Source organism: Streptomyces sp. NPDC021115 (assembly GCF_044333065.1).
Lineage (GTDB): Bacteria > Actinomycetota > Actinomycetes > Streptomycetales > Streptomycetaceae > Streptomyces.
Genome location: NZ_JBIRQF010000005.1, coordinates 560,428 through 584,178 on the forward strand (window position 1 = coordinate 560,428; position 23,751 = coordinate 584,178).

At 73.4% G+C, this 23,751-nt stretch carries 21 protein-coding genes and 1 pseudogene; 8 read left to right on the top strand and 14 right to left on the bottom strand.

Features of this window, described 5'->3' with window-relative positions; genetic code table 11:
• The first annotated feature begins 39 nt into the window (after positions 1-39).
• The 4 genes and pseudogenes from dnaK to ACH4TL_RS20080 form a co-directional block, all read left to right on the top strand.
• Complete coding sequence (gene dnaK / locus ACH4TL_RS20065) at positions 40-1,920, top strand: molecular chaperone DnaK (protein ID WP_398315876.1); 1,881 nt, start codon at positions 40-42, stop codon at positions 1,918-1,920.
• An 83-nt stretch (positions 1,921-2,003) separates the two neighbouring features.
• Positions 2,004-2,690 carry a class I SAM-dependent DNA methyltransferase gene (locus ACH4TL_RS20070; RefSeq protein WP_398315878.1) on the top strand — a complete coding sequence of 229 codons (687 nt, stop codon included), beginning with the start codon at positions 2,004-2,006 and terminating at the stop codon, positions 2,688-2,690.
• 32 nt (positions 2,691-2,722) lie between these two features.
• On the top strand, positions 2,723-3,451 hold the full coding sequence (locus ACH4TL_RS20075; protein WP_398315880.1) for a hypothetical protein: 729 nt from the start codon (positions 2,723-2,725) through the stop codon (positions 3,449-3,451).
• Between the two features lie 226 nt (positions 3,452-3,677).
• A pseudogene (locus ACH4TL_RS20080) lies at positions 3,678-4,136 on the top strand (SpoIIE family protein phosphatase); the annotation flags it as partial.
• A 23-nt stretch (positions 4,137-4,159) separates the two neighbouring features.
• On the opposite strand, the gene ACH4TL_RS20085 reads toward ACH4TL_RS20080, so the two are convergent.
• The 3 genes from ACH4TL_RS20085 to ACH4TL_RS20095 are packed head-to-tail and all read right to left on the bottom strand — an operon-like array spanning position 4,160 to position 9,217.
• The gene (locus tag ACH4TL_RS20085) at positions 4,160-5,332 is read right to left on the bottom strand and encodes an anhydro-N-acetylmuramic acid kinase (protein ID WP_398315882.1); all 1,173 of its coding nucleotides are present in this window, start codon (positions 5,330-5,332) and stop codon (positions 4,160-4,162) included.
• Positions 5,323-6,669: an MFS transporter gene (locus ACH4TL_RS20090; RefSeq protein ID WP_398316063.1), complete on the bottom strand. Its 1,347-nt coding sequence runs from the start codon at positions 6,667-6,669 to the stop codon at positions 5,323-5,325. The genes ACH4TL_RS20085 and ACH4TL_RS20090 overlap by 10 nt, the downstream gene beginning before the upstream one ends.
• 37 nt (positions 6,670-6,706) lie before the next feature.
• Positions 6,707-9,217, bottom strand: a complete 2,511-nt coding sequence (locus ACH4TL_RS20095; RefSeq protein ID WP_398315884.1) for a SpoIIE family protein phosphatase — start codon at positions 9,215-9,217, stop codon at positions 6,707-6,709.
• A 102-nt stretch (positions 9,218-9,319) separates the two neighbouring features.
• Between ACH4TL_RS20095 and ACH4TL_RS20100 the strand changes: the two genes are divergently transcribed.
• Complete coding sequence (locus ACH4TL_RS20100) at positions 9,320-10,063, top strand: SDR family NAD(P)-dependent oxidoreductase (RefSeq protein WP_398315886.1); 744 nt, start codon at positions 9,320-9,322, stop codon at positions 10,061-10,063.
• Between the two features lie 9 nt (positions 10,064-10,072).
• Positions 10,073-11,218, top strand: a complete 1,146-nt coding sequence (gene dgoD / locus ACH4TL_RS20105; RefSeq protein WP_398315888.1) for a galactonate dehydratase — start codon at positions 10,073-10,075, stop codon at positions 11,216-11,218.
• Between the two features lie 130 nt (positions 11,219-11,348).
• Here dgoD and ACH4TL_RS20110 read toward each other — a convergent pair whose 3' ends face one another.
• From ACH4TL_RS20110 to ACH4TL_RS20120, 3 genes are all read right to left on the bottom strand, one after another.
• A complete protein-coding gene (locus ACH4TL_RS20110; protein ID WP_398315890.1) occupies positions 11,349-11,912 on the bottom strand; it encodes a TetR/AcrR family transcriptional regulator in 564 nt (187 codons plus the stop codon).
• Between the two features lie 80 nt (positions 11,913-11,992).
• Positions 11,993-13,384, bottom strand: coding sequence for an amidase (locus ACH4TL_RS20115; RefSeq protein ID WP_398315892.1), 1,392 nt, complete (start codon positions 13,382-13,384; stop codon positions 11,993-11,995).
• Positions 13,371-13,580 (bottom strand): hypothetical protein, encoded by a 210-nt coding sequence (locus tag ACH4TL_RS20120; RefSeq protein ID WP_398315894.1) that lies wholly within the window; start codon positions 13,578-13,580, stop codon positions 13,371-13,373. The genes ACH4TL_RS20115 and ACH4TL_RS20120 overlap by 14 nt, the downstream gene beginning before the upstream one ends.
• A 181-nt stretch (positions 13,581-13,761) precedes the next feature.
• Here ACH4TL_RS20120 and ACH4TL_RS20125 point away from each other — a divergent pair, with 181 nt between their 5' ends.
• Positions 13,762-14,676 carry an MBL fold metallo-hydrolase gene (locus ACH4TL_RS20125; RefSeq protein ID WP_398315896.1) on the top strand — a complete coding sequence of 305 codons (915 nt, stop codon included), beginning with the start codon at positions 13,762-13,764 and terminating at the stop codon, positions 14,674-14,676.
• A 12-nt stretch (positions 14,677-14,688) separates the two neighbouring features.
• Here the strand turns inward: ACH4TL_RS20125 and ACH4TL_RS20130 are convergent, their stop codons facing one another.
• Positions 14,689-15,951: a cellulase-like family protein gene (locus ACH4TL_RS20130; RefSeq protein WP_398315898.1), complete on the bottom strand. Its 1,263-nt coding sequence runs from the start codon at positions 15,949-15,951 to the stop codon at positions 14,689-14,691.
• A 137-nt stretch (positions 15,952-16,088) separates the two neighbouring features.
• Between ACH4TL_RS20130 and ACH4TL_RS20135 the strand changes: the two genes are divergently transcribed.
• Positions 16,089-16,796, top strand: a complete 708-nt coding sequence (locus ACH4TL_RS20135; protein WP_398315900.1) for a FadR/GntR family transcriptional regulator — start codon at positions 16,089-16,091, stop codon at positions 16,794-16,796.
• Between the two features lie 19 nt (positions 16,797-16,815).
• Here the strand turns inward: ACH4TL_RS20135 and ACH4TL_RS20140 are convergent, their stop codons facing one another.
• From ACH4TL_RS20140 to ACH4TL_RS20170, 7 genes are all read right to left on the bottom strand, one after another.
• Complete coding sequence (locus ACH4TL_RS20140) at positions 16,816-17,109, bottom strand: DUF1876 domain-containing protein (RefSeq protein WP_398315902.1); 294 nt, start codon at positions 17,107-17,109, stop codon at positions 16,816-16,818.
• Between the two features lie 81 nt (positions 17,110-17,190).
• Positions 17,191-17,808 (bottom strand): hypothetical protein, encoded by a 618-nt coding sequence (locus tag ACH4TL_RS20145; RefSeq protein WP_398315904.1) that lies wholly within the window; start codon positions 17,806-17,808, stop codon positions 17,191-17,193.
• A 100-nt stretch (positions 17,809-17,908) separates the two neighbouring features.
• Positions 17,909-18,412: a carboxymuconolactone decarboxylase family protein gene (locus tag ACH4TL_RS20150; RefSeq protein ID WP_398315906.1), complete on the bottom strand. Its 504-nt coding sequence runs from the start codon at positions 18,410-18,412 to the stop codon at positions 17,909-17,911.
• Entirely contained in the window at positions 18,409-19,191 is a 783-nt protein-coding gene (locus ACH4TL_RS20155; protein ID WP_398316066.1) for an aminotransferase class IV, read from the bottom strand. Before ACH4TL_RS20155 ends, ACH4TL_RS20150 begins: the two co-directional genes overlap by 4 nt.
• A 101-nt stretch (positions 19,192-19,292) precedes the next feature.
• Positions 19,293-20,525 carry an FAD-dependent oxidoreductase gene (locus ACH4TL_RS20160; protein ID WP_398315908.1) on the bottom strand — a complete coding sequence of 411 codons (1,233 nt, stop codon included), beginning with the start codon at positions 20,523-20,525 and terminating at the stop codon, positions 19,293-19,295.
• A complete protein-coding gene (locus ACH4TL_RS20165; protein WP_398315910.1) occupies positions 20,518-22,113 on the bottom strand; it encodes a class I adenylate-forming enzyme family protein in 1,596 nt (531 codons plus the stop codon). Before ACH4TL_RS20165 ends, ACH4TL_RS20160 begins: the two co-directional genes overlap by 8 nt.
• Before the next feature lie 74 nt (positions 22,114-22,187).
• A complete protein-coding gene (locus ACH4TL_RS20170) occupies positions 22,188-23,693 on the bottom strand; it encodes an AMP-binding protein (protein ID WP_398316068.1) in 1,506 nt (501 codons plus the stop codon).
• Positions 23,694-23,751 lie beyond the last annotated feature (58 nt).

The following is a 23,751-nucleotide window of genomic DNA, read 5'->3' on the forward strand; positions in this document are numbered from 1 at the left end:
TTTTGGGATACTTGGAGGCGTATCGGGAGGTGGTGCGAGATGACCCGCGCAGTCGGTATCGACCTGGGGACGACGAACTCCGTGGTCTCGGTCCTCGAAGGCGGTGAGCCCACCGTCATCACCAACACCGAAGGCGCCCGGACCACCCCCTCGGTGGTCGCCTTCGCGAAGAACGGTGAGGTGCTGGTCGGCGAGGTGGCCAAGCGCCAGGCGGTGACCAACGTGGACCGCACGGCGCGGTCGGTCAAGCGCCACATGGGGGAGGAGGGCTGGCACTTCCCCGCCACGGGCGACGTGGACGGCAAGCGCTACACCGCCCAGGAGATCTCCGCGCGGGTGCTCCAGAAGCTCAAGCGCGACGCCGAGGCGTACCTCGGCGAGGACGTCACGGACGCCGTCGTCACCGTCCCCGCGTACTTCAACGACAGCCAGCGCACCGCCACCAAGGAGGCGGGCGAGATCGCCGGGCTGAAGGTGCTGCGGATCATCAACGAGCCCACGGCGGCCGCCCTCGCCTACGGGCTGGACCGGGAGAACGACCAGCGGATCCTGGTCTTCGACCTCGGCGGCGGCACCTTCGACGTCTCGCTGCTGGAGATCGGCGACGGCGTGGTGGAGGTCAAGGCCACCAACGGCGACACCCATCTGGGCGGCGACGACTGGGACCAGCGCGTCGTCGACCACCTGGTGACGCAGTTCAAGAACCACTACGGGGTCGATCTGTCCAAGGACAAGATGGCCGTGCAGCGGCTGCGCGAGGCCGCGGAGAAGGCCAAGATCGAGCTGTCCGCCGCGACCGAGACCGCGATCAACCTGCCCTACATCACCGCGTCCGCCGAGGGTCCGCTGCACCTGGACGAGAAGCTCACCCGCTCGCAGTTCCAGCAGCTGACCGAGGACCTGCTGGAGCGCTGCAAGGAGCCGTTCCACCAGGCGATCAAGGACGCCGGGGTCAAGACCTCCGACATCGACCATGTGATCATGGTCGGCGGTTCGACCCGGATGCCCGCGGTGACCGGCCTGGTCAAGGAGCTGACCGGCAAGGAGCCGCACAAGGGCGTCAACCCGGACGAGGTCGTCGCCATCGGTGCGTCCCTCCAGGCCGGTGTGCTCAAGGGTGAGGTCAAGGACGTCCTGCTGCTGGACGTCACCCCGCTGTCCCTCGGTATCGAGACCAAGGGCGGCATCATGACCAAGCTGATCGAGCGCAACACGACCATTCCGACCAAGCGCTCGGAGGTTTTCACCACCGCCGAGGACAACCAGCCCTCGGTGCAGATCCAGGTGTTCCAGGGGGAGCGCGAGATCGCCGCGTACAACAAGAAGCTCGGGATGTTCGAGCTGACGGGGCTGCCGCCGGCGCCGCGCGGGGTGCCGCAGATCGAGGTGGCCTTCGACATCGACGCCAACGGCATCATGCACGTCTCCGCCAAGGATCTGGGCACCGGCAAGGAGCAGCGGATGACCGTCACCGGCGGCTCCGCGCTGCCGAAGGACGACATCGACCGCATGATGCGCGAGGCCGAGAGCTACGCGGAGGAGGACCACAAGCGCCGCGAGGCCGCCGAGACCCGCAACCAGGCCGAAGCGCTCGTCTACCAGACCGAGAAGCTGCTGCGCGACCAGGCCGGGAAGGTGCCCGGGGACGTCCGGGAGGAGGCCGAGACGGCGATCGCGGAGCTGAAGGAGACGCTGAAGGGCGAGGACACCGCCGCGATCCGGGACGCCACCGACAAGGCCGCCGCCGTCGGACAGAAGATCGGCACCGCCCTCTACGCCCAGGCGCAGCAGCAGTCCGGGAGGCCGGACGGCGGCAGCGGCAGCGGCGACGGAGGCCAGGACCAGCCGCACGGGGACGCCGACGAGGTCGTGGACGCGGAGATCGTGGATGACGAGAAGCCGAAGGGGAGCACCGGCTGACCACCCCGGAAGGTGCGCTCCGGCCATGGCGCGCGGGACCGGAATGCGGGGACAATGGGGGTGATGTCTCAACCCCCGGGGATGTGTCCGTGGACAACGGGACCGGCGACACCGGCTACGGGAACATACGGCTCGACCGCACCGGCCAGGCCGAGGCGTTCGACGCCATCGGCGACCGCTACGACGAGGCGTTTCCGCACAAGGAGGGCCAGCTCGAGGCGGGCGCGTGGCTGATCGGGGTGCTCCCGCCCGGCTCCCGGGTGCTCGACCTGGGCTGCGGCACCGGGCTGCCCACCGCGCGCCAGCTGACCGGCGCGGGGCTCCGGGTCACCGGTGTCGACTTGTCCGCCGGAATGGTGCGGCTCGCCCGCTCCTACGTCCCCGGCGCCGACTTCCAGCAGCTGGACATCGCCGATCTGCGCCGCGGAGGCCCGGCCGATCTCGGCCGGTTCGACGCGGTCACGGCGTTCTTCTCGCTGCTGATGCTGCCCCGCGCCGAGATCCCGCTCGCGCTGGGCACCATCCACCGCCTGCTACCGCCCGGCGGGCTGTTCGCCCTGTCGATGGTGGAGGCCGACGTGGACGACTACTCGATCCCGTTCCTCCGCTCCACGATCAGGGTCACCGGCTATCTGCGGGACGATCTGCGCGAGGTCGTCGAAGCGGCCCGCTTCGAGGTCATCGGCGAATCGTCCTACAGCTACGCACCGGCCTCCTCGGACATCCCGCCCGAGGAGCAGATCTTCCTCCGGTGCCGACGAGGCGGCTGAGGGAACCGCGTCCGCGACGAACGGTACGGCCGATGGCCCACCCCCCCCAGGAAGGCCCGGACCCCCGGCCGGGCGGCCGGAGCGCGGGGCCCGGCGTGGAACCTCTGCGGGAGGAAGCGGCGTACGGCATCGGACCGCAGACCGACCGGCTGCGCTACCTCGACATCGCCACCCGGCAGATCGCCCGTGGCATGGACCTCGCCGAGACGCTGCACGAGCTGTGCCAGGCCGCCGTGCCCGCCTTCGCCGACGCGGCCGTGGTGCATCTGCGCGACCCGCTGCCCGCGGGTGACGAGGAGCCGCCCGGCCCGCTCGTCCTGCGCCCGCTCGCCGCCGGACCGGAAACGGACCCGGGACCCGGGTCGGGAGGGCTGCCCGCCGATCCCGACGACCACCGCGGCCCCGACGCCAGCGGGCCCCGGACGGCCGTGCCTCCGCTGCATCCCGTGCCGCCCGGGCTCGCCCGGCTCACCGTCACCGGGCGCCTCGCCGATCTGCTGGCCGCCGGGCGCCCCGCGTTCGGGGACGTGCCCGGCATCGCCGCCGCGGTCGCCGAGCTGCTGAGCCCCGCGGTGAGCGGCCCCGGCCCGGTGCCGCCCGGGCGACGGCTGATCATCGCCCCGCTGCGCACCATGGTGCAGACCCTCGCCGGTCTCGACCTGTCGCCGGACGAGGGTCTGCACCACCCCGACGAGCAAGCCCAGCGGCTGGGCAGTCGGCACATGGCGACCCGTCTCTACGGGATCTACGACCGTTCCTGAAGACTGAGCAGGATCGAGCCTGTTCAGCCGCGCGCCCCGAACGGTTGTGGGCGCACTGGTCCCCGGCGTACTCAGCCCCGGGGCGGCGACACGCATCCTGTGCGTGGTCCGGGCCCGGGAGGCCGGTTCCCTGCGCGACCTGGCCAGGTGGTACGGCCAGAGGTGGCGGGGAGGCCCCGAGCCATCCTCCCTCGCACACAGCCTCCTGCGAGCAGCTGCCAACCCAGCGCACCGGCTGCTGATGGCCAACGCGGGCCATCCGCCCCCGGTGCTGCTCCAGCCGGGAGGCCACGGCCAGGTGCTGCGGATCCCGCCCGGACCGCCGGTCGGCCGTCGGCGGCGTCGCCTACGAGACGGTCGAGATGCTGGCGCCCACCGGGGCCACCCTGCTGCTGTACACCGACGGTCTCGTGGAGTGGTGGTCACCAACGCCGTCCGCTATGCGTCCCGGCCGGTGACGCTGCGGCTGCTGCGCACCGATGTGCTGCGCTGCGAGGTGGGCGACGACTCGCCGTTCGTGCCCAGGATGCTGCACGCCCGCCCGGCCGACGAGGGCGGCCGCGGGCTGTTCCTGGTCAACCAGCTCGCCCGGCGCTGGGGTGCGACCCGGCTGAGCACCGGCAAGCTGGTGTGGTTCGAGCAGCAGCTGCCCCGGGACCTCCGGATGGAGATCCCGGAGGACTGACGGCCAGTTCTCATCAGCCTTCCTCAACGGCGGAAGATCTCCAGCCGCGACGGCGCCGGGCGGCCCGGCGCCGGCAGCACGAGCGGTCGCCGCCCCGGGGTGATCGACCCCAGCATGCTGGGATGCCGGGCGCCGGTGCAGCTCGGCACCGTGCCCGCCAGGCCGTGGGCGGTCAGGAAGCCCAGGACGGCGAAGGCGTGCGCCTCCTTGGCCGCCGCCGGGAGCCCGAGGTCGTCGGAGATCCGCAGGGCGATGGCGCCGAGCGCGCGGCGGAGCGCGGCCATCAGGCTCGGGTTGCGGATGCCGCCGCCGGAGGCGATCACCTCGGTGGTGTGCACCGAGCGCGCCGCATCGGCCACGGTACGGGCGGTCAGCTCGGTGACGGTGGCGACCACATCGTGGTCCGCCACCGGTCCGACGACCGCCGACGCGGCCCGCAGATAGGGGAGATGGAACAGTTCCTTGCCGGTCGTCTTGGGTGGCGGCAGCGCGTAGTACGGCTCGGCCAGCAGCCGCTCCAGCAGCCCGGGGTGGACGGTGCCGCGGGCGGCGAGGGCGCCGTCCGCGTCGTGGTCGAGCCGTCCGCCGGTCAGATCCCGGACCGCCGCGTCGATGAGGGCGTTCGCGGGGCCGGTGTCAAAGGCCAGCGGCTCACCGGCCCGGGGGACCACGGTGAGGTTGGCGATGCCGCCCAGGTTCAGCGCGGCGCACACCCCGGGCCGTCCGCGCAGCCACAGCGTGTCCACCAGGCTGACCAGCGGGGCGCCCTGGCCGCCCGCGGCCACGTCCCGGCCGCGCAGACCGGAGACGACCGGGACGCCGGTGGCCTCGGCGATCCACGCGGGCTGCCCGAGCTGGAGCGTGCCGTGCACCCGGCCGTCCTCGGCCCAGTGGTACACGGTCTGGCCGTGCGAGCTGATCAGCTCGGCCCGTCCGTCGCACAGCTCCCGGTCGGCGCGGACGGCGAGCCGGGCGAACGCCTGGCCGATACGGGTGTCGAGCGCGCACACATCGGCCAGGGTGGTCGCCGCCGGTGGCAGCGCGGCGCTCAAGCCCGCGCGCAGCTCGTCGGGATAGGCGGCGCTGAGCAGGCCCAGCGGGGCGAGCACCAGGGTGTCGCCGTCGAGGGCCAGATCGGCGGCCGCCGCGTCCACCGCGTCATGGGATGTGCCCGACATCAGTCCGATCACGCGCATGGGGTCTCCTCCTCGGTCTCGTCCCGGGGCGGGTGCCGCTCCTCCTCCCGCAGCGTGCCCCGGTGGGTGTCGCCGCGCAGGGTGGCGAGGGCGAACAGGCTGAGGGCGCCGGTCGCGGCCACGTAGTACGCGGGGATGTCGGCGTCGCCGGTGCGCTTGATCGCCTCGGTGATGATCAGCCCGGCACAGCCCGAGAACACGGCGTTCGACAGCGCGTACGCCAGCCCGAGTCCCGTGTACCGGACCCGGGTCGGGAACATCTCGGCGAGCATCGCCGGTCCGGGGCCCGCCATCAGCCCGACCACCGCGCCCGCCACGAACACGGCCACTCCCCGGACGAGGGCCGAACTCCCGGAGTCCTGGAGGAGATTGAGAAGCGGAAAGGCGAGCACGGTCACCAGCGCGGCGCCGGTCAGCATGACCGGCCGCCGTCCGATCCGGTCGCTGAGCAGCCCCGCCGGGAGGATAGCGGCCGCGAACCCCGCGTTGGCCACCACCGTGGCGATCAGCGCCTGCTGGAACGTGGCGTCCAGAGTGGCTTGCAGATACGAGGGCATGACGACCAGGAAGGTGTATCCGGCCGCGGCCCAGCCCATGATGCGCCCGGCGCCCAGGACGACCGCCCGTGCCACCTCGCGCCGCGAGGCCACCGGGCGGGTTGCCGGGCTCGTCCCCCGCTCCCGGAACGACGGGGTCTCCTCCAGTCTCAGCCGCAGCCACAGCGCGGTCAGCCCGATCGGCAGGGCCAGCAGGAACGGCAGCCGCCAGCCCCAGTCGCCTAACGCCTCCTCGCCCAGCGCGGTGGCCAGGACGGCGGCCGTCCCGGCCCCGGCGAGCAGCCCCAGCGCGACGGTGAACGACTGCCACGCCCCGTACAGCCCGCGTCGCCCCGGCGGAGCGAACTCCGTCATGACCGACACCGCGCCGCCGAACTCCCCGCCCGCGGACAGCCCCTGGAGGACGCGCAGCAGGGTGAGCAGCCACGGGGCGGCGGCGCCGACCGTGTCGTACGTGGGCAGCACGCCGATGAGCGTGGTGGCGCCGGTCATCAGCAGCAGCACCAGGATCAGGGTCGGACGCCGTCCGATCCGGTCGCCGACGCGGCCGAAGACGGCGGCGCCGATGGGCCGGAAGAAGAACGCGAGCCCGAACGAGGCATAGGTCTTGACCAGGCCCTCGATCGCGCTGCCGCCCTCGGGGGTGAAGAAGTTCGCGGCGATGACCGTGGCGAAGAAGCCGTAGACACCGAACTCGTACCACTCGATGAAGTTGCCGACCGAACCCGCCAGCAGAGCGCGGCGCCCGGCCGGACCGGGGAGAGAATCGCTCACCCGCATCCCGTACCCGCGCGGGGCGGACACGTACCGAAAACGGCTAGCGAGGCGGGCCGTTCAGCGGCTGTTCGGCCCAGACGGTCTTGCGGTCACCGGCGTAGCGGGTGCCCCAGCGCTCGCTGAGCTGGGCGATGAGGAACAGGCCGCGGCCGCCCTCGTCCATCCGCCCGGCCCGGCGCATGTGCGGGGCGGCCGCGCTGCTGTCGGACACCTCGCAGATCAGCGACTGGTTTCTGACCAGCCGCAGCTGGATCGGGCTGCGGGCGTGCACGATCGCGTTGGTGAGCAGCTCGGTGACCACGACCTGGGTGGTGTCCACGAGATGGCCCAGCTGCCACCGGGACAGCTGGCGCGCCACCTGGGCCCGGGCCCGGGAGACGACCGCGGGCTCGGCGGGCAGGTCCCAGGCGGCACAGCGGTCGTCGCTCAGCGCCCGGGTACGCGCCACCAGCAGCGCCACGTCGTCCGCCGGATGGCCCGGGATCAGCCGGGAGACGACGGAGTCGCACACCGCGTCCAGCGACAGATCGCGGCAGCCGTCGTCCAGGGCGCGGCGCAGCCGGTCGAGCCCGGCGTCGATGTCGTGGTCGCGCGACTCCACCAGGCCGTCGGTGTAGAGCACGATCAGGCTGTGGTCGGGCAGTTCGACCTCGGTGGCCTCGAAGGGCAGCCCGCCCACGCCCAGTGGCGGCCCGTTCGGGGAGTCCAGGAAAGCGGCCCGGCCACCCGGGGTGATGACGGCGGGCGGGGGATGTCCGGCCCGGGCGAAGGTGAGACGACGGGTGATGGGGTCGTAGACCGCGTACACGCAGGTGGCGCCGAAGGCCCACGCGTCGATGGCCGGTTCGGGCGCGGCGCCGGCGCCGGCGCCGGTGCCATTGCCGGGCTCCTGGCCCTCGGACGCCTGTTCGTCGACCAGCCGCCGCACCTGGTCGTCGACATGGGCCAGCAGCTCGTCGGGAGGAAGGTCGAGGTCGGCCAGGGTGCGGACGGCGGTGCGCAGCCGCCCCATGGCGACGGCGGCCTTCATCCCGTGGCCGACCACGTCCCCGACGACGAGCGCCACCCGGGCCCCGGACAGCGGGATCACATCGAACCAGTCGCCGCCCACCCCCAGCCTGCTTTCCGCCGGGAGGTAGCGCGACCGGGCCTCCACTGCCGCCTGGGCGGGCAGCCGCTGGGGGAGCAGGCTGCGCTGGAGGGCGAGGGCGGTGCCGCGCTCGCGGGTGTAACGGCGGGCGTTGTCGATGCACACGGCGGCGCGGGCCACGATCTCGTCGGCCAGCAGCAGATCGTCCTCCTCGAACGGTTCGGGGCGCTGCCGCCGCAGGAACACCGCCACTCCGAGGGTGCTGCCGCGCGCCCGCACCGGCACCACCATCCAGGAGTGGATGCCCCATCGCCGGATGCCCTCGGCCCGCTTGGGGTCGTCGGCGAGCCAGCCGGGGTCAGGGCCCGGGCCGTTCACCGTCTCCAGCACGGAGGTGCCCGTGGTCAGGGCGCGGACGAAGGGGGAGTCCGGGGCGGAGGCGTGGACGTCCACGTCCTCCACGTCGGTCACCGCCTCCGGGGTGCCGGGCACGATGGACTGGTGCGCGGCGCGCCGGAACACGCTCTCGCTCACCACCGACCCGATGGGCGGCTCCTCGCCCTCGAAGACCGAGTCGATCAGGTCGATGCAGGCGAAGTCGGCGAGCCGGGGCACCGCCACGTCGGCCAGCTCCTGGGCGGTGTGCAGCAGGTCGAGGGTGGAGCCGATGCGGGCGCTGGCGTCGTTCAGCACCGCGAGCCGCTCCCGGGCGCGGTGCCGCTCGGTGATGTCGAGCACCGCGTGGCAGACGGCGAACACCTCGCCGGAGCGGTCCTTGAGCGGAAAGACCGAGTTGGACCAGACGCGCTCCCGGCCCGGGTCGGAGGGCACCCGGCCCTGGATCTCGATGTCGGCGACAGCGACGCCCTGGCGGAGCACCCGGTTCTGCATCGCCTCGATCCCGGAGGTGTCCACCTGCGAGACCGTCTCGCCCAGGGTGCGCCCTAGGCGGTCCTCGTCCTGGACGCCGCTGAGGCGGCGCAGCGCGGCGTTCTGCATCAGGCAGCGGCACTGGGCGTCGTAGACGCTCATGGCGACGGGCGCGGCCAGGCCCAGGCCGTCGAGCAGCGCGCGGCCGATGTCCTGGCGCCGCACCGCCTCCTCGCGGGTGGCCTGGAGCAGCCACTGGGAGCGTCCGTCGCCCGGGGACCACGACTGGGCCCACAGCACGGTGCGTACGTCGTGGCCTTCGCGGTGGCGCAGCACCGCGGGGCCGCCTCCGGGCGCGGTGTACGCGCTCATCGGGGCGGTGTCCGTGTCGAAGCGGGGCGGCCCCGGGCCGCCGGGGGCGAACAGCTCGGCCACCGGGCGTCCCACCACGTCCTCCGCCCGGTGTCCGAGGAGGTCCCGCGCGCCGAGGCTCCAGCCGGTCAGCACGCCCCGCTCGTCCACCACCCACGTGGCCTCCGAGATCAGATCGGGGAGGTGGTGGGGCCATCCGCGGAAGGTGCCGTCGCCCATCGCATGCGCTCTCGCCTCGTTCCAGCACGTGCAGCGAATTTTACTCCGCCCGGCCCGCACGACCCCTTGGCTTCCCGCAATAATTCATATTTAATATCGGCCGTGAGTCCTTCTTCCGTGATCGTCACCGGCGCCGCAGGCGGCATCGGCGCGGCCACCGCCCGCCGACTGGCCGCGGACGGCGCCGGGGTGCTGATCGCCGATGTGCTGCGCGAGGAGGGCGAGGAGACCGCCCGGGACATCCGCGCCGACGGCGGCAGGGCCGTCTTCCAGCACTGCGACGTGGCCGACGAGGCGTCCTGGGACGCGGCGGTGCGTACCGCGACCGACGCTCACGGGCCGGTGTCCGGGCTGGTCAGCAACGCCAGCGCGGTACGGATCGGGCCCGCCGACGCGATCGGCCTCGACGAGTGGAACCGGCAGCTGTCGGTCGGCCTCACCGCCGCCTTCCTCGGCTTCCGCGCCTGCCTCCCCGGCCTGCGGGCCACCCGGGGGAGCGCGGTCCTGGTGTCGTCCGTACACGCCCTCGTCGGGCTCCCCGGCCGCCCCGCCTACGCGGCGGGCAAGGCCGGGCTCACCGGGCTGACCCGCCAGCTGGCGGTCGAGTACGGCCCCGCGGTGCGGGTCAACGCCGTGCTGCCCGGCCCGATCCTCACCCGCGCCTGGTCCGGCATCGGCGAGGAGGACCGGCGCAAGAGCGCCGAGCAGACCGCCGCCCGCCGCCTCGGACGCCCGGAGGAGGTGGCCGGGACCATCGCCTTCCTGCTCGGCGGCGACGCCTCGTTCGTCACCGGCGCCTCGCTGGTGGTCGACGGCGGGTGGAGCGTGCTGAAAACCAGTTCCTGAGGAGAACCCGTGATCATCACCCGTGTGGAGACCTTCGCCGTCCCGCCGCGCTGGCTGCTGTGCCGCGTGGAGACCGACGAGGGCGTCGTCGGCTGGGGCGAGCCGGTGGTCGAGGGCCGTGCCGCCACCGTCCGCACCGCCGTCCACGAGCTGTCCGAACTGCTCGTCGGCAAGGACCCCGCGCGGATCGAGGACCACTGGCAGCTGATGACCAAGGGCTCCTTCTACCGGGGCGGCCCGGTGCTCTCCAGCGCGGTCGCAGGGCTCGACCAGGCGCTGTGGGACATCGCGGGCAAGACCCTCGGCGTGCCCGTCCACGTTCTGCTCGGCGGTCCGGTGCGGGACCGGGTCCGCGCCTACTGCTGGGTCGGCGGCGACGAGCCCGGCGCGATCGGCGAGGCGGTCGCCGCCCAGGTCGAGGCGGGGTTCACCGCCGTGAAGATGAACGCCTCCGGGCGGATGAACCGGCTGCCCACCGTCTCCGACATCGACGCCGTCGTGGCACGCGCCGCCGCCGCGCGCGAGGCCCTGGGGCCTGACCGGGACTTCGCGGTCGACTTCCACGGCCGCTTCACCGCCGCGGGCGCGCGGAAGACGCTGCCCCATCTGGCCCCGTACGCCCCGCTGTTCGCCGAGGAGCCGGTCCTTCCCGAGTACACCCATCTCCTCGGCGATCTCGTCGCCTCCTCGCCCGTCCCCATCGCCACCGGGGAACGGCTCTACTCGCGCACCGATGTGCTGCCCGCGCTCCAAGCCGGGGTCGCGGTGCTCCAGCCCGACCTTTCGCACGCCGGGGGCATTTCCGAGGTGCGACGCATCGGCGCGCTCGCCGAGACCTTCGACATCCCCCTCGCCCCGCACTGCCCGCTCGGCCCGGTCTCGCTCGCCGCGAGCCTCCAGATCGCCTTCGCGACCCCCAACTTCCTGATCCAGGAACAGAGCATCGGCATCCACTACAACGACGGCGCCGAAGTCCTCGACTACGTGGTCGACCCCGAGGTGTTCCGCTTCCACGAGGGCCACATCAACCGGCCGACCGCCCCAGGCCTCGGCATCGAGGTCGACGAGCGGGCCGTACGCGCCGCCGACGGATCCACCCCCGACTGGCGCGGCCCGATCTGGCGCCACCCGGACGGCTCGTTCGCCGAGTGGTGAGGCGCGCTCAGGTCCCTTGGAAGGTGCGCACGCTCATGTGGGCGTGCTGGGCCATCTGGGGCGGGTGAGGGGAGGCACCGAGCGGAGAGTGGTCCGCCGTGATCACCCTGAGCTTCGTCGCGGCATCAGCTCATCGGCCGGTCGGGCCGAGGACTCCGGTCACGAGCCGGCGGGCGTACGCGGCGTCGAGCCCGTCCGGGCGGAAGAGGATGCGGTACATCAGGGGAGCGACGACGCGGTCCATGACCGTCTCGACGTCGGGCGTCTCCTCCCCGCGCTCGGTCGCGTGGGTGAGGATGACGTCGATCTGTTCGGCGGCGTAGGCGGAGCACTGACCGGCGTTGCTGCCGTCCGGGTCGCCGAGCAGGGCGTCGCGTATGTAGGTGCGGCCGACGGGGGAGGACATCTCGTCGAGGAACTGCTCGGCCCAAGCCGTCAGGTCGGACGGCAGGGCGCCGTGGTCCCTGGGCGCGGTGTCGGGCCGCAGACGCTCGACCGCCACGTCCGACAACAGCTCCGTCAGGTCCCCCCAGCGGCGGTAGATCGTCGACGGTGTCACGCCCGCACGCTGGGCGACCATCGGCACCGTCAGGGCGTCCCGGCCCACCTCCGAGGTGAGTTCGCGTACGGCGGCGTGCACCGATGCCTGGACCCGGGCGCTGCGCCCACCGGGGCGCACCATCTGCCTGCTCATAGAACCACCTTAAAGCAACATCATTGCGTCAAGTGATCCGTCGCCCGGCCGGAGTGACGCGGCCGGGCCCGGGCATGCGTTCAGGCCGCGTGCGCGAGCTCGCGGGCGGGCTGGGACTGCTCGTAGGCGTGGCCGACCCGGAGGAGCACGTTCTCGCCGAGGGGCCGTCCGAGGAGCTGCATGCCGATCGGCAGGCCCGCGGTGTCGTGGCCGACCGGTACGGAGAGCGACGGCACGCCGGTGATGTTGGCGGGGGACGACAGGCGCACGTAGGCGTCGGAGACGCCCTCGACGGTGCCATCGGCCCAGGTGATCGTTTCCTGGCCGGCCTCGACGGCCGTCGCCGGGACGGTGGGGGCGGCGATCACGTCGACGTCCCGCAGCAGGCGGGCCCATTCCTGCCGCATCAGGGTCCGGGAGCGCTGGGCGCGAAGGTAGTCCCCGGCGGGCATGAGCTGCCCGGCCTCGAGGAGGATGCGGACGTCGGCCTGGTAGAGCTCGGGGGCCGTACGCAGGGTGGCCTCGTGGTAGGCGGTGGCCTCGGGCACCATCAGGCCCCACTGGGTCGCCTGGATGTAGCGGGTCATGGGGATCTCGACCTCGACGAGGCGCGCGCCGAGGGCCCGCAGTTGGTCGATGGCATGCCGGACGGCGGCTTCGATCTCCGGGTCGACGTGGTCGAAGTAGTAGGTGCGCGGCACACCGACCCGCAGCCCCGTCAGGTCCGTGCCCGCGGCCGGCCGGTAGTCCGTGGCGGGTGTGGTCAGGGAGGCGGGGTCGCGGGGGTCGTGTCCGGCTAGGGCGGTCAGGACCAGGGCCGCGTCCTCGACGGTGCGGGCGACCGGGCCGACGTGGTCCAGCGACCAGGACAGGGATGTGACGCCGTGGCGGGGGACGAGGCCGTAGGTCGGCTTGAGGCCGACCACGCCATTGAGTGCGGAGGGCACCCGGATCGACCCGCCGGTGTCGGTGCCCAGGGCGAAGGTCGCCATGCCCGAAGCGACGGCGACGGCGGATCCGCCACTGGAGCCTCCGGCGACCCGGCCGCGGTCCCAGGCGTTGTGGGTCTGCGGCGTGGTCAGCCCGTAGGCGAACTCATGGGTGTGGGTCTTGCCGATCAGGATGGCTCCGGCCTCCGCCAGGCGGGCGGCGACGGTGCTGTCGGCCTGCGCGCGGTGGTCGGCCCGGACCCGGGAGCTGGCTGATGTCGCCGTACCGGCGACGTCGATCAGGTCCTTCAGGCCCATGGGGATGCCGTGCAGCGGACCGCGGTGGCGGCCGGCCGCGATGTCGTGTTCGGCCGCACGCGCGGCCCGGCGGGTCTGTTCGGCGGCGACGGCGACGTAAGCCCGAAGGTGCGGCTCCACCTGCGAGATGCGTTCCAGGGCGGAGTCCGCCAGCTCGACGGGGGACAGCTGCCGCGTCCGGATCGCGTCGGCGGCCGCGGTCAGGGAGAGCTCATACGGCTGCATCGTGCTCCTCCTGTCCTGCACGGTAGGCGGGGGCGGGCGGGGTGTCCCCGAAGTCCAGCTCCCGCAGGACCGCGACGACGGAGTGGATGTGATGGGCGGTGGCCGCGACCGCGGCGTGGCGGTCGGCAGGCAGCGGGAGCCCGGCGCGGGCGGCCCACCGGGCTGCTTCCAGCGGGGTGAGTTCTTCGGTGGACATGGGCTTTTCCCTCTTCGGAACGGAGTGGCGGAGCGCGCCCTTCAGCTCAAAAGCTAAAGAATTGCGTTAGTGCACTGTAGGGCCTACGGTGACTTAAAGCCAATCCGTTGCGTTTAGGGCTCCGGGGAGTCCGGTGTCCACCGCCACACCACCGTCACGAGACCCAGAGGACCGACCGATCATGAGCACCGCACCGGCCACCGACCCGACCGCCACCCCCTCCTGGGCCGTGGGCGACGTCACCGTCCACCGCATCGACGAAATCCTCCTGCCGCCCGCCACCGGACCGTGGCTGCTGCCCGGCGCCACCCCGGAACTCGTCACCGCGCAGGACTGGCTGCACCCCCACTTCGCCGACGACGAGGGCACCCTGCACCTCGACAGCCACAGCTTCGCGTTCACCCTCGGCGGCCTGCGCGTCCTGGTCGACACCGGCATCGGCAACGGCAAGGAACGGGCCAACCCCGCCTGGCACGGCCTGGACACCGACTACCTCCAGCGCCTCACCGCCGCCGGATTCCCCCCGGACTCGGTCGACCTGGTGATCCTCACCCATCTGCACGCCGACCACGTCGGCTGGAACACGCGGGAGGTGGACGGTGAATGGGTTCCCACCTTCCCCCGCGCCCGCTATCTGACCTCCCGCACCGAGCGGGAGTTCTGGGCCGGGTACGACATGGACGAGGCGCGGCGGCAGATGTTCCAGGACTCCGTGATCCCGGTCGAACAGGCCGGACTTCTCGACCTCGTCGACGTCCCCGCCGAGGGCGCCGAGGTCGTGCCGGGCCTGCGTCTGGTCTCCACGCCCGGGCACACCCCCGGCCACGTCGCCGTCGAGCTGACCAGCCGCGGCCGGACGGCCCTGATCACCGGGGACTGCGTCCACCACCCCGTCCAGCTCGCCCATCCGGCCATCGGCGCCTGCGTCGACATCGACCCCGAACAGTCCGAGGCGTCGCGCCGCACCCTGTTCGACTCACTCGCCGACACGGACACCCTCGTCCTGGGCACCCACTTCGCACCGCCGACCGCCGGTCGCGTCGTCACCCATGAGAGCGCTTACCGGCTCTCGCTCCTCCCCGCCGCCCCGCACTGATCCGGTGACTACTCAGCCGCGCAGGACGGCGTTGCACTCCCGCTGGAGCGCGATGTCCTGCCACATCGGGTGCTGCGGCGCGGCGTTGGAGCACACCACCGAGCCCCACGCCCCGACCCGTGCCGCCTCGGCCACGGCGCGGCGGCAGAACGCGGCCCCCACCGGGCCCTCCTCGAACGTGCCGTGCAGCGGCGTGTAGCCGATCCAGCCCTCGCCGAAGACCAGCGGCACACCCGTGTCCGCCGCCCAGTCCGCGGCGGCCTCGATCCAGGTGACCAGCTTCTGCTCCATCGCCAGCCGGTGGATGGCGTAGCGCTCGTACAGCCAGGCGTCCCACTTGACCGGATCGCACCAATCGTGGACGTAGATCTCCCGCGGCCCGACCGTGGTGGCCGCCAGCCGCCACCGGTCGCGCTCCGGCGGCACCCAGTCCGCCAGATCGGGCGCGCCGGGGCGCAGCAGTTCCCTGCGGGCCCGCGGCTGGGGGAAGGGCCGGGTGCGGTCCCGTATCGCGAAGGTGTCGATCAGCTCGCCGAGCACCCCGTAGACGTACGGATGGAACACGGCGACATCGAGGTCGCGGGGCACTCCGCGCAGCGAACCGACCGGCACCATCGCGTAGTTGACGGTGACCGGCCGGTTGGGGTGGCGCTCCCTGAACCGGGCGAGGCCGCGTTCGAGACGCGGGCGCAGCGCGACGATCCGGTCCTCGCCCCGCAGGCCGTCGGTGAGCCGGGTGCCCTGCACCTCGTTGTGCAGTTCGGTGAAGGCGATCCGGTCGTCGAGCCCGTGGACGACGAGGAAGTCGATCAGATCGGCCAGCGCGTCCGCGAGCGCTTCGGCGCGCTGCTCGGGGTCGATCGCCATCAGGGCGTCGAACCAGGCGCGGTCCTCGGCGAACGACGGGCTCTGCTGGTACTCCCAGCTGGAGAGGATGACGTAGCAGTCGTGCTGCAGGGCCGCCTCGAACAGCGCCCGCAGATGGGCGCGTCCGTCGATCTCGGCGACCGCGCCCACGTCGTACCAGCGCATCCGCTGCCCGTAGTCGCCGCCCAGCGGGCGCAGTCGCAGCCGGCTGGTGTCGAGTCCCGAGCCGAAGAGCAGATACGGCATCGCGCAGATGCGTACCGTGTTGTAGCCGCGGGCGACGGCGTCCTCGAAGGCGCGGTCCAGATCGGCGAACGGCTCGCCCGGACCGGTACGGGTGTACCAGCTGAAGTCCCACAGGGAGATGGTCAGGGTGGCCGGGAGATGGGCGTGCGGCGACTGCGTCACAGGGGGCTCCCCGCGGTCGGCGTGCTCGTCGGTGAGGTCGGTTCATCGTCCGGGCGGGCCTGGGGGGTGTCAAGATGTATTCATAAATAATGCCCGGGTCTGACCTGCCCCGATCCCTGCCCCACGAGGAGAACTCCATGGCGTCCTATTCCGGCCGCGGCGTGCACGGCCAGGTCGTCCAGCGGCTGGGCGCCCGGATCGTCGGCGGCCACTGGGCCGAGGGCGACGTGCTGGACGTACGGGCCCTCGGCGACGAACTGGACGTCAGCCTCACCGTGATGCGCGAATCCCTCAAGGTGCTGGCCGGAAAGGGGCTCATCGACGCCCGGCAGAAGCGCGGCACCTACGTCCGCCCCCGCTCCGCGTGGAACCTGCTGGACGCCGATGTGATCCGCTGGCGCATGGCGGGCGGCGACGGCGAGCGGCTGATGCGCGACCTCACCGATGTGCGCTCCGTCGTGGAACCCGCCGCGGCCCACCGGGCCGCGCTGCGCCGCACCGACGCCGACCTGGCCGCGCTGGACGCGGCGCTCGCCGCGATGGAACGCGCCCGGGGCGACCTGGCCGCCGAGGCGGACGCCGACGCCGCCTTCCACCGGGCGCTGCTCGCCGCCACCGGCAATGAACTCCTCGCCCGGTTCGATCTGGTCCTGGAGCCCGGGCTGCGCGAACGCGACCGGCTGGTGCACGCGCGCGGCGACGCCGACGACCCGGTGCCCAGCCACCGCCGGGTGCTGGACGCCGTACGCGACCGGGACGCCGCGCGCGCGGAGCTGGCCATGCTCGACCTGCTCGCCAAGGCGGCCGAGGACGTCGGCGCGGCCGCGCACCGGCCGTCCGGCTGACCGGGGCCGCTCCCCGGGGTCAGACCACCCAGCCGTATCCCGGCCGGGGCCTGCGCGGCGCGGGTGGCTCCTCGCTCTCGATGTCGTGTTCGGCGGCCCGCATCAGCTGCTGCCCGAGATCGCTGAGGGCCCGGCCCGCGGCCAGCTCGTCGCCGATCACCGGGATGTCCCGGTCCTCCGGGTTGCGCCGCGCCGTGCCGCGCCCGGTCAGCGCCGCGGCACCGGTGTCCAGCTCGACACGTGCCTTCGTCCTGCCCTCGCCCTCGTCCTCGAAGAGGTAGAGGTGGACCTTCCACTCCACTGTGTGCGGCATCGTCTGCTCCGATCACCTCGCCTGCGGACCCGCGGCGGAGCGGGCGGAGCTACCGGAGCCACCGGTGCGACCGGAGAGCGGTCAGCGGCGGTTCCTGCCGGACCACGCGGGTTCCACTACCTTCCACTCTGCCTCCCATTGCGCGTACCGGCGGCGGTCCAGCACCTGCCGGACCCGCGCCCGGCCCGCGAACGCCGCCCCGGCCGCGGCCGCCGCGGTCAGCATGCCCGCGAACCAGCCCATGGTCCGCGCGGTCGAGGCGGAGGTGGGCTCCTGGGCGAGGTCCCCGTCCGGGCCCACCCACACCCGTACCTCGGTGCCCGCGTCCGCGCGGCTGGGCACCGTGGCCACACCGGTGTGCCGGGCGCCGTCGTCGCCGGTCCAGCTGACCTTCGCCATCCTCAGCTCGGTGGCCTCCGACTGGCCCGGTCCGCCGGGGGAGGGCTCGGCGAGCCGCGCGGTGACCTGGTGCCGCTCCGCGGCCTGGAGGTGCACGACGCGCATCTGCGACGCGTACGCGGCGTTCCCCGCGCCGACCGCGGCCATCGGCAGGCCGAGCACGAGAACCAGCAGGAAGAGCGCGGTGAACCAGGACTGGGCCCGATCGGTCCGCCTGCGCAGCGGATTGCGCCCCCGGGCCGGACGGCCCAGCAGGGGCGGATGGGGCCCGGAAGCGCCCCGCGGTCCGTGGGTGTTCATGGGTCTGTGGCCTCCAGCGAGTGCTGACGAACGTCGCGGGGCGCGGCCGGGCGCCGGGGGTCGGGGGTGCCGCTCGGCGCGCCACGCGACGGGCAGTGGGTCAGGTGCGAGGGGCGGGCTGATACGCGCCGGGCACCATCCGGGCGCTGATCGCCGTGCGGTTGTACGCGTTGATCACGACGGCGGCCCAGATCAGCGCCGCCACCTGCGATTCGTCGAACACCTCGGTGGCGGCCCGGTAGACCTCGTCCGGAACGTGACCGTCCTGGACATCGGTCACCGCCTCGGTCAGGGCGAGCGCGGCCCGCTCGCGCTCGGTGAAGAACGGGGTCTCCCGCCAGGCGCTCAGGGCGTAGATCCGCTGCTCGGTCTCGCCCTGGGCGCGGGCGTCCTTGGTGTGCATGTCCAGGCAGAAGGCGCAGCCGTTGAGCTGGGAGGCGCGGATTCTGACCAGTTCGAGCAGCTCGGGCTCGACCTTCGCGTCCTGTGCCGCGTCGACGGCCGCCGCGTGCAGGGCGCCCATCGCGGCCGACACCTTGGGGGCCAGTTTCTTCAGCTCCAGCCGGGCGGTGGTGGCCTGGGGGCCGGGGGCGGTCGCGCTCATCGGTGAACTCCGTTCGTCGGCATGAGGACATCGGCAGCGCTGTCGAGCCAGCTCTGCCAGGAAGCGGCGCGCAGGGCCGGTCCCGCGCGCAGCGGACGGCCGAGCCACGCGGTCACGGGACGGATCCCGTGCAACGCGTTGACCAGCCACACCTCGCGCCCGTCCAGCTCCTGGACGGGACACCGGCGGTGTTCGGTACGGACGCCCAGCTCCGCCGCGCGCTCCTGGATCAGCGCCGTGGTGACGCCCGCCAGCAGCGGCAGCTCCGGCGGCGGCAGGCACAGGACGTCGTCCTCCCACCACAGGACGTTCGACGTCGTCCCCTCCAGCACCAGACCCGAGGGGGTGGTCAGCATCAGCTCCTGCGCGCCGCGCTGGGCGGCCCGGTGGCGCAGGTGCGCCAGCAGGGACAGATCCGGTCCCTTGCGGCGCGGATGGATGCGCGGGTCGAACTCCTCGGTCAGACAGACCGCCACGTTGGCCGTCCGGGGCGGCGCGGGCCGTATCCGCAGATAGAGCCGGGCGGGTTCGGGACCGGCCAGTTCGACCCGCGGGAACCAGCGGCCGGTGCGCGGCAGCGCCGCCACCGCGTCCTGCCAGAAGCTCTCGATCCTGGCCGGGGAGTCGCCCGTCGCCTCGGCGCACGCGGCGGAGAACCGCCGGTGGTGGTGGTCCAGCGCCCGTGCCCGGCCCTCGTCGACCAGCCAGGAGTCGGCGGCCAGCAGCGCACTGTCGGGCACCGGGCGGGAGGGCATCAGACCGCCGTCCTCGCGCCACATCAGCGTCCACTGGTGCTGCTCGGAGGACTGCCCGGGGCCGGTGTTCCGGGCTTTCCGGTCCTGGTCCGTGTCCGTGTTCACGCGTTCGTTCCCCTCCACCGTCAGTACTTCCGCGCCGCATCGGCCATCGGGCCGCCGCGGGGGCCGTACGGGGCGTGCTCCAGCCACGCACCGCACCGGGGGACCACCGGGGCCAGCGTGGCCGCCGCGCGCTGGGTCATCCGCCCCCAGCGGCGGGGCCGCATATGGTCCAGGGCCGCCCCCGCGGCCACGCTGTTGAACAACGCGGCACGGCGGCGGGTGGAAGCGAACTCGCCGATGGCCACGGGTGCCCGCGACGGGTCGGAGCATGCCGTCGAAATCGCGTCGGCCGCCGCGACCGCGTCCGCGATCCCGCTGTTCATCCCGCGCGCCCCGAACGGCGGGAACAGATGGGCCGCCTCGCCCGCCAGCAGCACCCGGCCGCTCGGATCGGTGAACGCCGCGGCCACCTTGCGCAGGAAGTGGTACCGGGACACCCACAGCACATGGTGCGCGCAGTCCGCGCCCACCAGCCGGGGCAGCCAGCGGCGCACCGCCTGCTCGGTGTCGTACGTGCCCGGCGGGTCGTCCGCCCGGCACTGGAGGTCGATCTGGAAGCCGCCGGTGAACGGCACCCGCAGCACGGTGCGGCCGCCGGCGGCGGGGTGCTCGTAGTGGAAGACCCGTTCGGCCGACATCTCCGCGCCCGCCGGATCCGCCACGTCCACCACCACGTGATAGCCCTCGGAACGGGTGCCCTCCAGCGGAATGTCCAGCGCCTTGCGCACCCCGGAGCGGGCCCCGTCGGCGGCGATCACATGACCGGCCGTCCAGCTGTCGCCGCTCGCCGCGGTCACCGTCACCCCGGTGCCGGTGGCCTCGACCCCGGTCACCTCGGCGTCGAAGCAGAAGTCCACGCCCGCGTCCCGGCACGCCTCGTACAGGAACCGCTCGGTGTCGACCTGGCGCAGGCTCGCGAAGGCGGGCAGCTTCTCGCCGCCACCGGGACCGGAGGTCTCCGGATAGGTCCGCGCGAACACCTGGCGCCCCCGGTAGAGGGTGCGCCGGGTCCGCCAGGTCGTGCCGTACGCCGCGACGCGCTGCCCGAGCCCTGGGCGGGCCCGCTCCAGCAGCCGCAGCGACTGCCGGTGCACGAACAGCGCGCGGCTGCCGGGCCGCACCCGGTCCTTCGGTCCCGACTCCAGCACGGTGACCGGCAGTCCGCGGGCGCGTAAGCCGAGCGCCGCCGTCATCCCGACCGGCCCGGCGCCCACCACCAGGACCGGCCGCGCGATCGCCGCGGGGTCAGCCATGGGCCCGGGCCGTGGACAGCGTGGGCAGTTCGCCCTCGGCCAGCAGCCGGCTGATCTCCAGCCGCTTGATCTTCCAGGTGCTCGTGCGGGGCAGGTCCTCGAAGCGGCACTGCACCGGCTCGGCCAGCGTCGGCAGATCCGAGGTGGCCAGCCGCCAGCGGCCGGCGTCCAGCGGTTCGTTCCCGCGGGTGCACACCACCGGCACCGGCTCCAGGGCGGGACCGTGGACGATGATCACCTCGCGGAGTTCGGCGACCCGGGACAGCAGCTCGTCCTCGATCTCCAGATTGGAGTCCACCGTGGCGTGCTGGTCGACCTCGCGGTCCAGCAGATACAGCGCGCCCCAGCGGTCCCGGTAACCCATGTCGCCCATCCGCCACCAGCCGCGGTCCACTTGGCGGGCGTACTGGTCGGGGGCGCCGAGATAGGTGAGGATCCGGCCGCGGGTACGGGCCTCGATGGCCCCGGGCTTGCCCGGCGGACACGTCCGGCCGCGCTCGTCCACCACCCGGATCCGGGTGAACCCGGGGATGTTGGTGCCCACGCGCCGCCCCTGCACCCGGTCCGCGCCGCGCCGGGTGTACCAGCCGAAGGCGATCGGCCCGGTCTCGCTCTGCCCGTACAGCTGCACCAGCCGCGGGTCGCGGCGGCGGGACGCGCCGAGCAGCCGCTGCACGGTGCGCGGATGGATGGCGTCGAAGGTGGCGCCGTACGCCCGTACGTTGGCCAGCGGCGCCCCGGGCGCGTCGGCCAGGTCCTCCCACAGCACGAAGGTGTTGGGGTGGGTCTCCACGATGCCCGGCCGGTGCTCGGCCAGCAGCGGGCCCGCATGGGCCGGATCGGGGTCCAGGAGCAGCAGCAGCGGGCTGCCGAAGTGCAGCAGCACGCCCAGCAGATGGTAGAAGCGCGAGTGCACGAACGACATGTGCAGCGCGGCGGACTCGCCGCGGGTGACCCGCCCCATCGCCTGCTGCGGCACGAGCCGGTTCCACATGGTGTGCGCGCAGTGCACCGCCAGCTTGGGGACGCCGGTGGTGCCCGAGCTGTGCGTGATCAGCGAGGGCTCGCGGGGGTGGAGCCGGATGGGCGCGCGGCGCGGCACCCCGGCGTACTTGGCGAGCGGGACCGCGTGTCCGTTCCCCGGCACCTCGTCCACGGTGAGCACACCCCGGGCGAGCCCGGTGTCCAGACGGCTCAGGGTGGACTCCAGCGCGGCCCGGTCGGTGATCAGCCAGGGCGCGTGCAGCCGGTCCAGGAGCACCGCGGCCACCCCGCCGTCCAGCGAGGGCGACAGCAGCGCGGGCACCGCGCCGATGCGGGAGACGGCACAGGCCAGCAGCACGATGTCGACGTTGTCGCTCTTGTGGATCGCCACGTGCTCGCTCGGCCGCACCCCCGCCGACCACAGCCGGGCGGCCAGATCGTCGACCAGGTCGGCCAGATCGGTGTACCCGAGGTCCGTACCGGCGTCGGGCGCGACGTCCAGCGGCCGGTCGAGCGTCACCCGGACCCTGCCGTGGCGGGCCGCGGCCTCCTGGAACATCAGCCCGAGGTAGAACCCGCGCTCGGGGAGTAGCCGCTCCAACATATGCAGTACCTACCGTTCGGAATCGTTCACGAGGGGGCCCGCGGCGGCGGCCCGGCGGGCGGGGCGAGGGCCGGTCACCAGGCGCCCGTCCGTACGACATGGCGGCGCAGCTTGCCGGTCTGCGTCCGGGGCAGGGAGGCCACCACCCGCACCGTGCGCGGCGCCTTGAACGCGGCGAGCCGCTTGCGGGCCAGCGCGATCAGATCGGCCGACAGTGCCCGCTCGTCCACCGTCCGGCCACCGGCCGCCGGCGCGGTCGGCACCACGAAGGCGTGCAGCCGCGTCGCGCCCCGGCTGTCGGGGACGGCGGCCACCGCCACCTCCCGTACGGCCGGGTGGTGCCGCAGCACCTCCTCGACCTCCAGCGGGGACACGGTGATCCCGCCGACCATCTCCAGGTCGTCGACCCGGCCCAGGTGCCGGTACGTGCCGTCCGGGTTGCGCCGCGCCCGGTCCCGGGTGGCGAGCCAGCTGTCGTCGGCCGGCCGTACGGAGGCCACCGTCGGCCCGCGCACCCACAGTTCGCCCTCGGCCGCCTCGCCGTCGGCGGCCGCCACCACGGCGCCCTTGCCGTCCCGCAGCTCCAGTTCGAAGCGCGGCACCGGGCGGCCCAGGGTGCCGGGGGCGTTCTCCCAGACGGTGTTCGCGCAGAACGCGTGGCCCGCCTCGGTGGAGCCGATCTGCTCCAGCACCGGCGCGCCCAGCATTTCGGCGACCCGTTCCCCGAGACCGTGCGGCAGGCTCTCGCCCGCGCTGACGGCGGCCCGCACCGAGGCGAAACAGGGCGTGTGGCCGGTGCCGCGCTCGTCCACCAGGGCGGCGTACGCGGACGGCACCGAGTACAGCAGGGTCACCCGGTGGCGGGCCACCAGATCGTCGGTGAGGCCGGGCCCCGGCCGCTGCGCGCTCAGCACCGCGGACGAGCCGGAGAACAGCGGGAAGACGAAGGCGTTGCCGAACCCGTAGGCGTAGAACAGCTTGGACACCGAGAACGTCACGTCCTCCGGACCGATGTCCAGCACGTCCCGCCCCACCAGGTCGTGGTACGCGGCCACATGGCCATGGGTGTGGGTCACCGCCTTCGGGCGGCCGGTGGTCCCCGAGGTGTACTGGATGTACAGCGGGGCGTCGGCCGTCACCGGTTCGGCCTCCCGCGCCGGGGCCGCCGCGTCGATGCCGTCCGGGTGGGTCAGCGCCGACAGCTGGTCGGCGCCGAGCCAGCGCGACGTGTCGAAGTGCTCCTGGAGGTCGGGCCCCGACACACACAGCGCGGCCCGCGAGTCCTCGGCCATGAACTGGTGGTCGTCGGCGGTGAGCCCGGGGTTGACCAGCACCGCCGTCGCGCCCAGCCGGGCGGCGGCCAGGAACGTGGCCACCCACATGATGCCGTCGGGCAGCGCCATCAGCACCCGGTCCCCGGCCCCCACCCCGCGCCCCGCCAGCACGGTGGCGGCGCGGGCGGCGCGGTCGTGGACCTCGCCGTGGGTCCAGATCCGGTGCGCCTCCAGGAACGCGGGCCGGGCCGACCAGCCGCACCGGTCGGCGAGCGCCGCCAGGTGCGCGGCCACGTTGGCCGACACCGACGGGACGAAGACCGACGGGCCGGACAGCGGAACCGCGAGGGACGGGTCCAGCAGG

Bases quoted from the DNA above. Each gene is read 5' to 3' on its own strand.
- ACH4TL_RS20150 (WP_398315906.1), bottom strand. From the start codon at position 18,412: ATGAGCGCGACCGCCCCCGGCCCCCAGGCCACCACCGCCCGGCTGGAG.
- ACH4TL_RS20075 (WP_398315880.1), top strand. From the start codon at position 2,723: ATGGCCCACCCCCCCCAGGAAGGCCCGGACCCCCGGCCGGGCGGCCGG.
- ACH4TL_RS20120 (WP_398315894.1), bottom strand. From the start codon at position 13,580: ATGTCCACCGAAGAACTCACCCCGCTGGAAGCAGCCCGGTGGGCCGCC.
- ACH4TL_RS20135 (WP_398315900.1), top strand. From the start codon at position 16,089: ATGGCGTCCTATTCCGGCCGCGGCGTGCACGGCCAGGTCGTCCAGCGG.
- ACH4TL_RS20095 (WP_398315884.1), bottom strand. From the start codon at position 9,217: ATGGGCGACGGCACCTTCCGCGGATGGCCCCACCACCTCCCCGATCTG.
- dnaK (WP_398315876.1), top strand. From the start codon at position 40: ATGACCCGCGCAGTCGGTATCGACCTGGGGACGACGAACTCCGTGGTC.
- ACH4TL_RS20160 (WP_398315908.1), bottom strand. From the start codon at position 20,525: ATGGCTGACCCCGCGGCGATCGCGCGGCCGGTCCTGGTGGTGGGCGCC.
- ACH4TL_RS20125 (WP_398315896.1), top strand. From the start codon at position 13,762: ATGAGCACCGCACCGGCCACCGACCCGACCGCCACCCCCTCCTGGGCC.
- ACH4TL_RS20085 (WP_398315882.1), bottom strand. From the start codon at position 5,332: ATGCGCGTGATCGGACTGATGTCGGGCACATCCCATGACGCGGTGGAC.
- ACH4TL_RS20165 (WP_398315910.1), bottom strand. From the start codon at position 22,113: ATGTTGGAGCGGCTACTCCCCGAGCGCGGGTTCTACCTCGGGCTGATG.
- ACH4TL_RS20110 (WP_398315890.1), bottom strand. From the start codon at position 11,912: ATGAGCAGGCAGATGGTGCGCCCCGGTGGGCGCAGCGCCCGGGTCCAG.
- ACH4TL_RS20115 (WP_398315892.1), bottom strand. From the start codon at position 13,384: ATGCAGCCGTATGAGCTCTCCCTGACCGCGGCCGCCGACGCGATCCGG.
- ACH4TL_RS20090 (WP_398316063.1), bottom strand. From the start codon at position 6,669: ATGCGGGTGAGCGATTCTCTCCCCGGTCCGGCCGGGCGCCGCGCTCTG.
- ACH4TL_RS20145 (WP_398315904.1), bottom strand. From the start codon at position 17,808: ATGAACACCCACGGACCGCGGGGCGCTTCCGGGCCCCATCCGCCCCTG.
- ACH4TL_RS20155 (WP_398316066.1), bottom strand. From the start codon at position 19,191: ATGTGGCGCGAGGACGGCGGTCTGATGCCCTCCCGCCCGGTGCCCGAC.
- ACH4TL_RS20140 (WP_398315902.1), bottom strand. From the start codon at position 17,109: ATGCCGCACACAGTGGAGTGGAAGGTCCACCTCTACCTCTTCGAGGAC.